Source organism: Parageobacillus sp. NEAU-HV-2, from assembly GCF_059115485.1.
In genome coordinates this window covers 26,890-40,781 of the sequence record NZ_JBXUJJ010000013.1, presented here as the reverse complement: position 1 = coordinate 40,781, position 13,892 = coordinate 26,890, and the positions used below count along the sequence as shown (strand labels likewise).

Annotated in this window: 12 protein-coding genes and 1 pseudogene; 7 read left to right on the top strand and 6 right to left on the bottom strand. The window is 37.9% G+C overall.

What is annotated here, in order from left to right; translation table 11 throughout:
- Both AC1WMD_RS16315 and AC1WMD_RS16310 read right to left on the bottom strand, forming a co-directional pair.
- Entirely contained in the window at window positions 1–777 is a 777-nt protein-coding gene (locus AC1WMD_RS16315; RefSeq protein ID WP_494258024.1) for a MerR family transcriptional regulator, read from the bottom strand.
- A gap of 884 nt (window positions 778–1,661) precedes the next feature.
- Complete coding sequence (locus AC1WMD_RS16310; RefSeq protein WP_494258023.1) at window positions 1,662–2,207, bottom strand: DUF1572 family protein; 546 nt, start codon at window positions 2,205–2,207, stop codon at window positions 1,662–1,664.
- 295 nt (window positions 2,208–2,502) lie between these two features.
- Between AC1WMD_RS16310 and AC1WMD_RS16305 the strand changes: the two genes are divergently transcribed.
- Both AC1WMD_RS16305 and AC1WMD_RS16300 read left to right on the top strand, forming a co-directional pair.
- The gene (locus AC1WMD_RS16305) at window positions 2,503–3,126 is read left to right on the top strand and encodes a LysE family translocator (protein ID WP_494258022.1); all 624 of its coding nucleotides are present in this window, start codon (window positions 2,503–2,505) and stop codon (window positions 3,124–3,126) included.
- 28 nt (window positions 3,127–3,154) lie between these two features.
- Window positions 3,155–3,799: a hypothetical protein gene (locus AC1WMD_RS16300; RefSeq protein WP_494258021.1), complete on the top strand. Its 645-nt coding sequence runs from the start codon at window positions 3,155–3,157 to the stop codon at window positions 3,797–3,799.
- Window positions 3,800–4,242: 443 nt separating this feature from the next.
- On the opposite strand, the gene AC1WMD_RS16295 is transcribed toward AC1WMD_RS16300, so the two are convergent.
- The gene (locus tag AC1WMD_RS16295; RefSeq protein WP_494258020.1) at window positions 4,243–5,481 is read right to left on the bottom strand and encodes a TolB family protein; all 1,239 of its coding nucleotides are present in this window, start codon (window positions 5,479–5,481) and stop codon (window positions 4,243–4,245) included.
- A 96-nt stretch (window positions 5,482–5,577) separates the two neighbouring features.
- Here AC1WMD_RS16295 and AC1WMD_RS16290 point away from each other — a divergent pair, with 96 nt between their 5' ends.
- From AC1WMD_RS16290 to AC1WMD_RS16270, 5 genes are all read left to right on the top strand, one after another.
- A complete protein-coding gene (locus AC1WMD_RS16290; RefSeq protein WP_494258019.1) occupies window positions 5,578–5,700 on the top strand; it encodes a hypothetical protein in 123 nt (40 codons plus the stop codon).
- A 128-nt stretch (window positions 5,701–5,828) separates the two neighbouring features.
- Window positions 5,829–6,806: an ABC transporter ATP-binding protein gene (locus AC1WMD_RS16285; protein ID WP_494258018.1), complete on the top strand. Its 978-nt coding sequence runs from the start codon at window positions 5,829–5,831 to the stop codon at window positions 6,804–6,806.
- The gene (locus AC1WMD_RS16280) at window positions 6,803–7,606 is read left to right on the top strand and encodes an ABC transporter permease (protein ID WP_494258017.1); all 804 of its coding nucleotides are present in this window, start codon (window positions 6,803–6,805) and stop codon (window positions 7,604–7,606) included. The genes AC1WMD_RS16285 and AC1WMD_RS16280 overlap by 4 nt, the downstream gene beginning before the upstream one ends.
- 6 nt (window positions 7,607–7,612) lie before the next feature.
- On the top strand, window positions 7,613–8,395 hold the full coding sequence (locus tag AC1WMD_RS16275) for an ABC transporter permease (RefSeq protein ID WP_494258016.1): 783 nt from the start codon (window positions 7,613–7,615) through the stop codon (window positions 8,393–8,395).
- 306 nt (window positions 8,396–8,701) lie between these two features.
- Window positions 8,702–10,105: an amino acid permease gene (locus tag AC1WMD_RS16270; protein WP_494258015.1), complete on the top strand. Its 1,404-nt coding sequence runs from the start codon at window positions 8,702–8,704 to the stop codon at window positions 10,103–10,105.
- Between the two features lie 429 nt (window positions 10,106–10,534).
- Here the strand turns inward: AC1WMD_RS16270 and AC1WMD_RS16265 are convergent.
- The 3 genes and pseudogenes from AC1WMD_RS16265 to AC1WMD_RS16255 form a co-directional block, all read right to left on the bottom strand.
- Window positions 10,535–11,140: pseudogene (locus AC1WMD_RS16265) on the bottom strand (S66 peptidase family protein); the annotation flags it as partial.
- Window positions 11,141–11,331: 191 nt separating this feature from the next.
- Window positions 11,332–12,507, bottom strand: a complete 1,176-nt coding sequence (locus AC1WMD_RS16260) for an RNA-guided endonuclease InsQ/TnpB family protein (RefSeq protein WP_494258014.1) — start codon at window positions 12,505–12,507, stop codon at window positions 11,332–11,334.
- A 135-nt stretch (window positions 12,508–12,642) separates the two neighbouring features.
- The gene (locus tag AC1WMD_RS16255; protein WP_494258013.1) at window positions 12,643–13,515 is read right to left on the bottom strand and encodes an aminoglycoside 6-adenylyltransferase; all 873 of its coding nucleotides are present in this window, start codon (window positions 13,513–13,515) and stop codon (window positions 12,643–12,645) included.
- Window positions 13,516–13,892 lie beyond the last annotated feature (377 nt).

Genomic DNA, 13,892 nt, shown 5'->3' with positions numbered 1-13,892 from the left:
TTAGCTTCTCCCTTCCATCTTTGAAATGTGCGCAACAGGCATTAATAAATCCAAATCTTCAAAGTGTTCCCCGCGATACCATTCAATAATTGGCCCTGCGGGAATCAAGCCATGTTCCATTGCATAATTCATTAATTGTGCATATCCTTTTTGTATTTCTGTTATGGGAGAAGTGTACGGCAATGCTATACAAAGACATGGAGGCATTATCTCAATAGAGTCTATTTCGGATAGTCCCTCTATCTCTACATCGCCAGATACACCAAATCCAATTTGCGCTTTAATGGATTCCTTGCCTGATAAATACCTCAAATAACCATTATTAATGGGAATGTTCAAGCGCTCCAATTCCCTTTTTCTTTGTCTAAAATGATTCCCAAATTTACCGGGATTCGATTCAGCAACAAACCATATTATTTTTTCAGCATTTTTTTCTAGCAGGTAAACTTGGCCACTTTCTTGGTAACTTTCTAAATAACGTAAACTTACACTTAAAAGATGATGTTTTTGCTTTAAAGTCTTAATCCAATTTTTTATCATTTGTTGACGGACCATTTCGTTTTCTTTTAAATACACTTGAATATCTTTTATTGGTATACCGGCTAGGCGCAAGCTTGAAATCAATTTTGCGGTTGTTATCTGGTCTTCGGAATAAAGACGATAACCATTTTCCTTTCTGATTGGATTCAGTAAATTCTCTGACTCATAATATCTCAAAGCACTTTTTGAAATACCAGTCCTTTTGGAAAAAGTTTGTATCGTCATGAACTCGCTCATCTCATTCACATCCTTTGTAATAAAAGTTACACCTTAAAGTAACTTTAATGTCAAGAAAAATATAAAAATTTAAAAAAGACTTGTTTGTACGTCGGACGATTCATTCCCATCAAGTCGATCAGTTCCCGACGGCTCAATTTCTCTTTTCATTTTTTCTTCTGCTTTTTCACGTTCATCACTCCGGAGCAAAATAAAAACGCCTGTCATTTAGACAGACGCTGGCGTTTAGATTCGATTCTTTCCTTCAACGCATTTATTGTGGTCTTTGATTAAAGCTCTCGTTCTTGGAAGAAAAATTACTCATTACAATACTTTCTCCATATCCAACATTGGGAAGAATCCAATCCTTTCATAGATTCTTAAATATTACATTTCCAAAAATTCAAAATGTGCCCCATCAATCAAATCGCTTGAGCCTAAATGATCATCGAATAGCTTGAAACAGGTTTGTCCGAAATGTGAGGAGATTTTCTTACCTGTTTTGTAACATTTATTAGACATGAAATAACGTTAAAATGTTTCAGAAAATATGCTATTGAATACAGTTTATGCTCATTAACTCTGTAATGAACTAAACATTGTCAAAAGGACTATTATTAAATGACACGCCGATAAATCGAACCTTTGAAATCAATCTTGATGCAGATTTTGTAAAAAAAGACAAAGAGCTTCTTCTCAATCGGTAGTAGTACAGCTCTCTTTCTCCTTTCTTCTTTATCCTATCAATCCTTTCGATAAACTCCGGGGGGGAGGGCATCAGTAAATATGGACCGAATTGTTCCGCGGCTTCAACAGATAAAATAAGTTGTATCCGTGATGTTCAATTTACTACTGTGGCTTTCAGACAGAACTATCAAAGACCGCTTCTTCGTATTATACAAGACTTAGTATGAATTTTTTTCTGCAACCATCTTATTAAACTCTTTTGAACCATTTTTAGGGATGCTTAAAATTGTCCATTCCTTATCTTTTATTTGTTTTCCAATATAAATTATTTGACCTAAGTGGTAACTGATATGGGCTACTTCAATTTGAATAGCTTGAAGAACACTTATAGGTTGTTGTCTTAGAGTTACAGTTTTATGTAAATCATTTTCTTTCAGATTTTCAATAGTATTAAAAAGTAATTTCCATCCATCTTCCCACTTTTGCATGAGTTGTTCTTTTGTTTGGAAATCATCAATAAATTCACTATCTCTATCTCGATAAGGCTTTTCTCCATCAGTCGTCAAAAAATCAACCCATCTGGAATGCATATTGCCACTTAAATGTTTAATTATGATTGCAATATTATTCGATTCTTCATTAGGCTTCCAATGTAATTCTTCTTCTGACAGTTGTGCAATTGCCTTTTCTGCTCGTTCTTTGAAATGTTTAAATTGCTCAATTACGATTGAAAGATATTGTTTTTCGAAATTCCCCAAAGCCATCCCTCCCTTTGTTTACTACACAAATGAAATCCTCTAACATTAGTTTGAATCCCTAAGAAATGTTAGTTTATTTATTCAACACTGCATCAGCAACACTCCATGCAGCTTGCCAATTCCAACTTATCGAATATCTACACAATAATCTAAATGTTTTGATAAAATATATCAAGGGGAATTATAATTTTTGGTATTTATTCTAATATGATACATTGAATGTTTAGTCATGTTTGATCATATAGCTTTTTAATGTTCAATATCATTCCCTAGAGAGAGGAACATAAGAGAGGTGTTGTAAATGGATTTCGCACTAGTCATGTCTTTTTTAGGAGTGGCGATATTGCTGACGTTAATGCCCGGGCCAGATATTCTGTTTGTGATTGCTCAAAGCATTTCACAGGATAAAAAAGCGGGAATCGCAACGGCGCTGGGACTTTGTTCAGGACTTATTGTACATATCACGGCTGCAACGCTTGGGATCTCAGCAATCATTTATCAATCCGCTTTGGCTTTTACCGTCGTAAAATATACGGGCGCAGCTTATTTGCTGTATTTAGCATGGCAATCATTTAAGGAAAAAGAAACAGGCTTTGCTATTAACCATTACAAGCCTCTAAAGTATCCATCATTATATAAAAAAGGAATTCTCATGAATCTGCTTAATCCAAAAGTATCATTGTTCTTTTTAGCATTGTTGCCTCAATTTGTGAATAAATCGATGGGACATATTACGTTGCAGATGTTTATTTTAGGGATGATTTTTCTGGTTCAGGCTTTAGTAATTTTTGTCGCTGTCAGCGTGTTTTCAGAGAAGCTGCGCCATGTCTTGCTTGCTAATTCGTTTATTGCAAAGCGAATGAACATTATAAAAGGCTCGTTATTAGGGTTTATTGGAATACAGATTGCGTTTAGCGAAAAATAAAATCGTTAGAATGTAATGGAGGATTATTATGAATAAAAAAATAAAAATTGGTATCGGCGTGTTCGGCATATTCTCATTCGGTATAGCGTTTCTTATTTTCGCATTTGTACAAAGCATGAAGCCAGATGAGGATGAAGTGAAAAAGGTAAAAATACAAGCGCAGGAATATATAAAAAATACATTTAAAGATGAAATTGTTATTTATGATACACTATTTGATAATATGGGCAACTTCCCAACATTTGATTACGCTGCTAAAGCAGAGAACAAAAAGGATCATACACAGTTTTTAGTCTACTACAATGAAGAAACAAAACAGATGGAAGACTCCTATATTGCGGAGAAGTGGGAAAAGGAATTAGAAAACAATATACGTCCTTATATTGAGCAAAAACTTGGAGCGTTGGACAAATTGTGGGTAGATTATGATGAAAGAACTGGAATAACATATAACGTTAATCCAAATGAGCCAAGTAGTTATAAAGAATACGATGCGGCACCTACTATTATCCTATCTGTACCTAGAAAGCCGGCTAAAAAGGATGAAGAAATTTTTAACGAGATTGTATCATTTATTCAAAAGAATGCTGGATTAAAACATGGAATGATTTCCATTAGTTATGTTAAAAAAGGTGTACCATTAGATGATAAAGAATGGCACAAGACCTTTTAGTAAGTTCTAAAGCATAATATAAATAAGGAACTTGGAAATGACGTTTATCAAGACCTAAAATAATTAAGGGTAAGCACATATTAGTTGTGTTTAATATGTTTGCTTACCTTATTTTTTATTCCATTAATGCCCCTCGTTGTAACAACCAAAATACAGTACAAATTCCAACATGAACCTCTCCCACCTACACTTCGTTAAGAAGCGGGAGACTTCTCGGTAAATATGTTAAAAGTATTCTGTACTTAATCCCAAATATATAGCTAGTGAAATAACAATAAAAAATACAAAGAATATAATCTTTTGGATTTTACTCCAACTTTTCATCTTCCATTGAAATCAAGCCAAAAGAAATCAACAAGAACAACCAAAACAATAATTAAGACAATTATTGAGGAACTCATTCAATGCCCCTCCTAAGTGGATTGTTATTGATAGTTTGTACTTCATTTTTCATAAAACACAATGGCATCAACATTTTTCATCCATTCTTTAGCCTTTGTCCCATCAGGGTTCGCAACCCAAAGATCCTTTTTTCCAACGATGGATTCTGATCTAAACCAGACGAGTTGATCGATGGTTTTGATATAATAAGGATCATAATCGCCTTTTCCCTTCGGAGGATCGGTTATTTTTATTTGTTTGTTGTTTTTAATATCTACGAAATAAAGAGATGGTAACGGGTGTTTTGAAAAATCATTAGACCATTCGCTTTCCCTCACTCTTGAAGTAATAATCGTTTGATCATCTTTCCATGTAAAATTTAGTTCGGCATAATTTTCCGGAGTAAGTGATGCTGAAACTGGAAATTCTCGTACTTTCAAATCTTTGTTTTTAAATCCAAAAACAATTCTCCCCCCTCCTGCAATATAGGCTAAAATATCTTTAGTTGGTGCCCATTTTGGTAAACCTACCCCAAAAATCACCTCACCTAACACTTCAAAGTTTTTCCCATCAGAGGAAATTACACAGAGCATGTTACTGTCCATCGACGATGAAGCAGTCGGTGAAACGATAAAAGATATCCATTTGCTGCTGGGGGAAAACTCGAAATGATTTGCATTGATCGATATAATTTTTTTGTCTCCTTCTCCTAGTTCCTTTGGAATCGTAAAAAAGGGCTCAACTTCACCAATTAGCTTGATTTTATCCCAATCATCTTTAAGTTCTTTTTTAAACAGGATGGGATTCGTCCAGCCATCAGGACGAAGAACTGCACTTGATGATAGAAGAAAACCGCTTCCGTCTGGCAACCATGTATAACTGCTTACTCCTAATGCTATGTTATAAAATTGTTTAAATGTCGAGATATCAAGTGTCCTATGATCTTGAAAAGCAACGATATTTCGATGAGGTGCCCATTGCGGATTGTATCCATTGTCAAATATTTTCTTTGTTTCATTGGTTTCAATGTTGTAAGCCCAAATTTCTGATTCTGTTTTCTCATTTGGTATCTCTGATGGAACTTGCTTTTGGTATAACACCCATTTTCCATCGCGGGACCATTTGGGGGCATATACTTGACCTGATTTGGTTATTTGTTTTTCCTCTCCATTATTGAGAATCCAAAGATTCCCTTCGCGGATAAAAGCTGCTTTTAGATCATTGATATTGTCTACATTTGCATGTATGAACAATGGAAATTGAAACAGCAATATAACTGCAAGAACCAAGAACCTGTACATTTTCATACACCACCATTTCGCAACGTCTACTTCTAATGTTTCCATGGGGTTTGATAATATGTATTGATTGGGTTTATTTTGCGGCGAGGATTATATGTGGATGTATACTCGATTATGCATCAAGTGTATGCATCCAAATCGGCAAAACTTCTCGATGCTATTGAAATCGGTTCTCATATCGATATTTATATCTATCTGTTCGCAGAAGTGTCGATTTAGTTCAATGGTTAAATCACAAAACGTTATTTTGAAATACATATTTAATATTCAAAAAATTATTGACAAAAATCAATCCTCGATGTTAAGATGTTCTCTCTTGACTCAACGTGTTAGGAGGGAAATATAGGTTGATTAAATTAGAAGGAATCAGTAAGTCTTATAAGATTGCCAAGCGTGCTTCGGGACTTCGTCAAGCAATGAAAGCACTTTTTTATCGGGAGCATACCATTGTTCCGGCGCTAAATGATATTTCTTTTTCGATTGAACCAGGGGAAATTGTTGGATATATTGGCCCGAATGGTGCTGGGAAATCGACTACCATTAAGATAATGAGTGGTATTTTGGTACCTGACAAAGGCAATTGCAATATTATGGGATTTACCCCGTGGAAAGACAGAGTGCAATATGTGAAGAATATTGGAGTCGTGTTCGGCCAGCGGTCACAGTTATGGTGGGATGTGCCTGTGATTGATTCTTTCGAGCTGTTACGGGATATTTATAAAGTTTCGCAAGCGGAATACCGACATAATCTCCATCTGCTTGTTGAAGCGCTCGAGCTTGAAAACATTTTGAATTCGCCGGTCCGCCAGCTAAGCTTAGGACAACGCATGCGTTGTGAAATTGCTGCCTCCCTGTTGCACAGTCCGAAAATTTTATTTTTGGATGAGCCGACGATCGGCCTCGATGCCGTGTCGAAAATCGCCGTCCGCCAGTTCATTAAAAAAATAAACCAAGAAAAAGGCGTTACGATCATCCTTACGACTCATGACATGAGTGATATCGAAGCATTAGCGGAAAGGGTGATTTTAATTGGAAAAGGAACATTATTATACGATGGAAGTTTGGCTGAATTGCGCAAACGATTTGGCACGCAAAAAACGATTACGGTCGAGTATCAGGAAAATCCCCATCCTTTTCATATACCAGGGACAACCATGCTCTCTTGGTCACCCGAACGTGCTGTTTTAAGTGTCGATACCGAGTCCATCTTGATTTCCGAGGTGATCGCACAATTGTCCAATAAGGTAGAACTTATTGATGTGGCCATCGAAACAAGACCAATTGAAGAAATTATTGTTGAGCTTTATAAGGAGTATCAAATATGAAAGTATATTATTCGGTATTAAAGTTGCGTTTACTCTATGGTTTGCAGTATAGGGCTGCGGCTTTGGCTGGAGTGGCTACGCAATTTTTCTGGGGATTTATGTACATTATGATATTTGAAGCGTTTTACGATCATTCTCTTTATACTCCACCTATTTCATTAAAGGAATTAATCACATACATATGGTTACAGCAAGCTTTTTTAGCATTTATTATGCTATGGTTTCGTGATAACGAGCTATTTAATCTTATAACCAGTGGGAATATCGCCTATGAGCTTTGCCGACCTTGTGATATGTACGGATTTTGGTATGCAAAGCTTCTTGCTCAGCGGTTGTCAAGCGCATTACTCCGATGCTTCCCGATTCTGATTGTCGCATTTCTTTTGTCTGAACCTTACCGAATGACCATTCCACCAAATCTTGCAGCAGGTGTGTTATTTCTACTGTCATTAATTTTAGGATTACTTCTTCTTGTTGCGATCTCAATGTTTATATATATTTCCGTATTTATTACGATGTCCCCTGTTGGTTCTCTATTGGTGTTTGGGGTAATTGGGGAATTTTTTGCTGGGTTGATTATTCCGATCCCTCTTATGCCAGAATGGCTTCAAAACATTGCCTATTTGCTTCCGTTTCGCTTGACAGCTGATTTTCCATTTCGGGTTTATTCAGGACATATTCCGCAGAATGAAGCGATCATAGGAATCTTCGAACAGTTGGTTTGGCTTATGATTCTCGTATGGCTGGGAAGAATTGCGATGAACAAAGTGTTGCGAAGAGTTGTCGTGCAAGGAGGGTAATATCCGTTGAGCCTTTATTTTAAATACTTACAAATTCTATTTAAATCACAAATGCAATATCGTACATCGTTTTGGCTGTTAACATTCGGTCAGTTTTTTATCCCGCTTTCTGTGTTTGCGGGTCTTTATTTCTTGTTTGAGCGGTTCGGCCAAATCAAAGGATGGCATTTTTTTGAAGTTGCTCTTTGTTTTGCTGTCATTCATATGGCATTTTCCATTAGCGAATGCTTCGCGCGGGGATTTGATGCTTTTTCTAGCCTGGTCGTGAATGGTGAATTTGATCGTCTGCTTGTGCGACCGAGAAGCACAGTCGTTCAAGTACTTGGATCGAAATTTGAGTTTACGAGATTCGGAAGATTGCTGCAAAGTATCATCGTTTTGATTTGGGCATTAACGAATCTATCGATCGACTGGAATCTGATGAAAGTGATTACCCTTTGCCTGATGGTGATGAGTGGGGTACTGATTTTTACAGGAATCTACATCCTTGCAGCGACCATGTGCTTTTGGACGATTCAAGGCCTTGAAGTGACAAACATCTTTACCGATGGTGGCAGGGAGATGGCCCAATATCCGCTGAATATTTATCAAAAGTGGATTGCGAAATTCTTTACTTATGTCATACCGTTCGGTACTGTCAATTACATCCCACTCATGTATATTCTCGGTAAGAGTGAAGGAAATGAGGTGCTTTCTATGTTAACTCCCGTAATGGGAAGCGTCTTTATTGTTCCTTGTCTATTTGTATGGCATATCGGAGTAAAACATTATCGATCAACGGGTTCATGAACCTCTCCCACCTACACTTCGCTTGGAGGTGGGGCTTCTCGTGTATTGGATATCATAATCCAAAATTGACCGAATTTCTGGTTGACCATTTTATAAAAATAGGCTTCAGACATTCGTTTGAAGCCTATTTTGTCAACAGTCTGAATGATCCATTGTCATAAAAACAAATAGAAAAACTAATTGGTGTCAATTAGTCAATTAGTCAATTATAGGAAATTTTAAAAATATGTCGAAAAAAGTAGAAATATGATATAATAGCAAATTGCTTGGCATTTTAAACTATTTGCATAAGAGAGAGGAGACGTCATGAATTTACTTCAAAAAAAGTCAATTACTCATTTGTTAAGTCAAAAGAAAACATTGCAGAAAACATTAGGCGCCTATGATTTAATATTGCTTGGTATCGGAGCGATTGTTGGGATCGGCATTCTTGTGTTGACAGGTGTCGCGGCAGCAAATGATGCAGGTCCTTCGATTATCTTTTCGTTCATGTTGGCAGCATTGGTGTGTGGATTTGTAGCGTTTTGTTATGCAGAAATAGCATCGACTCTTCCTGTTTCCGGAGGTGTCTATACATACACGTATGTGACAATTGGAGAAGTAGTTGCGTATTTAACAGGATGGACACAACTTTTAATTTATGTTTTGTCCGTTGCAGCAGTGGCAAATGGATGGTCTGCGTATTTTTGCTCATTGTTAGAAGGATTTCATTTGCATATCCCGAAAATGCTAAGCGCAGTACCCCAGCAAGGCGGAATGGTGAACTTGCCGGCTATCTGCATTATTTTACTGATGACATGGGTGCTGTCAAAAGGTGTGCAGGAAAGCAAGAAAGTGAATAATACGATGGTAGCTATCAAATTATCCATCATTTTATTATTTATTATTGTCGGAATATTCTATGTTAGACCAGAAAATTGGGATCCATTCATGCCGTTTGGATGGAAAGGAGTTCTCGCGGGAACTGCTACGGTGTTCTTTGCATTTTTAGGGTTTGATGCAGTTGCAACTGCGGCAGAAGAAGTGAAAAAACCGCAGCGTGATTTGCCAATCGGCATTATTGTTTCTTTAGTGGTGTGCACTCTTTTATACGTTATTGTTAGCTTAGTCTTAACCGGAATGGTTCCGTATCATTTATTAAATGTTTCCGACGCGATGGCATTTGCCCTTCATGCAGTCGGACAAAATTTTGTTGCAGGAGTTATATCAGTTGGAGCCATTGCCGGCATTACAACAGTTATATTTGTTTATCTTTACGCAACCGTGCGCGTTCTGTTCTCTATGAGTCGCGATCGTTTACTGCCAAAACCGTTCTCCGTAGTTCATTCACACTCTCAAGCGCCTGTTTTTTCGACATGGATTGCAGGATTTACCGGAGCGGCAATTGCTGGATTTATTGATTTGAGAGCATTGTCCAACTTAATTAATATTGGCGCTTTGTTAACATTTGTGATGGTTGCCTTATCCGTTATTATACTGCGCAAAACACATCCAAATCTGCAAAGAGGATTTAAGGCTCCGCTTGTTCCATATCTGCCAATATTGACGATTGCGTGTTGTATCTTCTTAATGACTCGTCTTGCGTTTGAAACGTGGTTGTATTTCTGCATTTGGATGATGATAGGTTTAAGCATTTATTTTATCTATAGAACGAAGCGCCGAAAAGATTCACACCAAGAGCAAGCGTATATGATGAAAAAAGCAAACTAAAATAGATTCTGGTACAAAAATCAATCACAAGAGATAAACAAGCAGCCAAGCGCTTTTAAGAAAGCCTTGGCTGTTCTCATATTTGTACACAGTTCACCGGAAATCGCCCCATAACTTTAGTCCCCATATTGTACTAGTATGGTATTGGCAGTCGGTATACTGGAATTCTTGGTCGTTATGCAGGAGAACTCTTAGCACATTTCGTTTTTTCTTCCCTTTTTGGCTGTTTGTGTATTTTTTGTTTAATTGATTATTTAGCACATAGTTCTATTTTTTTTTATATTGTCGTTTAACCACACGTTTTCATTTACATAAAAAATAACCACTCTAAAAAAGAGTGGCTATCTGTTTTATTTTTCTATTTGGTGATTTTACTGAAGATCCGCTGTCTTGCAATTATTCCATTCACAACTCCCTTTTTTCAAATAATTACGGCTTAAAATGCTGCACAATTACTCCTTTACCATCTTCAACTTCCACTTCCGCAAACGCTCCATTTATAAATGTGATTTGCGGAGGTACATGACCACAGTCTATATCATAAATAATTGGAATTTGAAGCTCATCAGCGAGGTCTTTATATACATCCTCAACAGTATAATCATCGACTGGATGGTTTGCCGCACTACGTCCAAATAGTATACCTGAACAATGATCAAACCAACCTGCTAGTTTCATTTGAACTAATGAACGTCGCAAATCGGTAGTAGTTAGCTCGCAGTTTTCCAAGTACCATATTAAAGGCTCGTTATCAAAATGTTTCTTCCTAAACTCTTGTACTCTGCCATATGGAGTACCAATAAGATGTCTAATGACATCAATACAACCACCAAGCAATCGGCCTTTGATTTTTACCTTTTCATTCGGAATCGTTTTCCAATATGTATCTTCTGTTAGATGAAAAACACATGGAGATGGATTATCATGTTGCCATTTCTTTTGATATTTACTCGAAGAGTATTGGGTAACTGAAGCTCCTGTTTCCGTTGATAAAACAGTTTCCCACATTGCTGTTGTATCATCGGAGTATTCGCCTCATGAACCTCTCCCACCTACACTCCGTTAAGAGGTGGGAGTTTCTTACCATCTCCATCAAAGAAGCTTCTGCGTAGAAGAAGGCGGTCTCCTTCTACTCGACGAATTCATCGGAAGCCTTCTTGATGGGTTCAGTAAGCAACATCGGCATCACACCGATGGGGCGGTCCAACCCTTCTACTACTTCTTGCTTACGCAATCCGTAGATACGTCAGCTTCGTTTGCACGTCCCAATGAACAAAGGTACCATGCAGCGCTTTGCTTAAGATATTTCGCGCTCCATGAACGTCCCGATGCTCCTCATACCCACACCGGCACACAAACTGGCGGGAAGATGCTTTTTTTCTCTTTTGGCAGACAGGACATGTCTGGCTGGTATATGACTCCTCGATTTCATGCAAGCGAATGCCATGTGGAGCCAGCTTATAAGTGAGATACTGCTTCACTTTCCCGAATGACCAATTCGAGAGTCTCTGTGCTTGTTTCCGGCTTACCCGCTTTTTCTTTCGCGTGTGCCGCTCGACTCCCTCAACATTTCCTATATACACATCGGAAACCGATTGGGCACGGCACCAGTCGACAAACTGTTTGGTCGTTTTATGGAGCGCATCCCGCAGCTGTCTTTCGGATTTCGATAACACGTATTGTTTCGCCCGCTCATACTTTTTCCATCGGCGTGATCCTTTTTGACATTTCGATTGACGGCGCTGGATCTCGGCCAGTTTTTTATTCCGCAGCCGGTGAAGGGAGCGTATTTTTCTTCCGGTGATAAGGAGGGCTTGACCGTTTTCGCAAAACGCACCTATGGTATGCACTTCCCCAAGATCGACTCCGACGGAGAAACCCGGTTTGTACGCTTTTGCCTTTTGTCCATCTTCATACGTCACGGCCAAATAAAGACCTTGATCCCAGCAGCATTCGATTTCTTTGATCGTTCCCTTGGGCAGATGCGACGCATACACGACGATCGGCTTTTCCCGTTTTCCGTGATGAATGCCCATCGACAGTTCGATTTTTCCGTTTTCGTAAACCTTGAAACCGTCTTTCGCCCATTTCGTTGGGAAGTACTTCTTTTTCTTGTAGGGGTAGCGGGCAGCATGTCCTTGTTGGATCGCGTGGTGAGCAGATTGTCTTGCGAAGAGGTATTTGCGGCAGACGGCTTGAATCGATTGGCTGTGAAGATGGAACTTTCTTTTCGTTTGTTTTTGCAGCTCGCTTTTGGTAATCCAGCACCCATGCTGGAGGAAGTGTTCTTTGGCTAAGTGGAGACATTCATTCCAAACACGGGCGGATTCCCGATTGCAGGCATACAATCGGTCCAAATCCGCTTTCGATGCCCGGAAGAACACTTTTTGGCCACGAAGCATGAGCATTCCCTTCTTTCTTTGTTTGATGGATGGTTTGATTATAGCACATATGTTCGTTTTTGGGAATCAACAACTTCCCGATTCATCTCCCTCCTTCACTCCGTTTAGAGGAAGGGAGACTTCTCGGTAAATATGTTAAAAAATTGATTTTGCGTCTTGCGGCAATTCTTTTACGTGTTTTAGAAACTCTAATGCTCTTTTACATTCTTCTTCAGGAAACTGAAAACCATATACTTGTCCAACATGTTCAGCCGTTTTTTTGAATAAGTCATGAAATAAGAATAATGAACTCCAAATATTATCATAATTAGCATCTGTATATGTCTTCTCAAAGTCATGCCAAATTTCAGGCTCCAAGAACTTTTTTAAATGCCTTCCTCCTTTTCCAATCGAGTATTTATAATCTGTTTTAATTCCTATATGCCACTCAAGCATTTGAATTAATGGCTCGCGTAAAACAACATCTATTAAACGCATTAACAATGGTAATTCTTGTCTCCAAATGGTTTTTGGAATATGGGATCCTAATCCCCATATAAAACTATTACAACAATCGTTATATAATTTTTCCGTTGGTTTTTTAATAAGATAACTTTGTTCACTTGGAGGTGGGATATCTGGAATATTGTGGTCTTTGTCAAGTAAAACCTTTGTCAAACTATCCTTAATTAGTTCATCCACTTTACTGATGTGAATAAAATGCATATCAATTCGGTTTCCATCCATAAATTGCATTAAATATGTATAACGACCATCGCCGATGGGAGGTGGAAAAATTTTATCTTCAGGTTTTTCCATAAGCATTACTTCCCCAAAGTGAGGTAAAATATAGTTTTCCTCTTTAAATGGTTCAACATCGGTAACTAAATATACAATATCATAATCTTGAAAAATATCTTTTTTTATATTTGGATTAACACGAGAACCGTTCATTAGTACTCCACGTATACGATGATCTTGCTTAGCAAATGTTATGATTAAATCCAACATTTCTTGTTCTGTTCTCATTTTCACATATATCACCCTTTTTTTATCCTCGATACGAGTGGTGAATGACTCACCCCGTCGGTTTTTCGCTGTTGAGAACCTTTTGTAAGGCTTTGACGACCAACTTCTCCTCACTTATAATTTTTGGTTAACATTACCGTGGGATATTTTACGATGAAAGCTGGTCGTTTCTTAAATTCTTCTGATTTTTTCCGTATTCTTTGATTTTCCATCATCAGACAATAACCAGTCAATATAGGGTTTTTGTACTCTCATTTGTTCTTGTAACTCTCGAACTGGGTCTGCAACGAACAATGCAGTACATAAAAAGAAATTACCTTGTTGAGTAATCGCATCTGTTAGCCACCCATGCCGCATTCCGCGGCACCACAGATGAT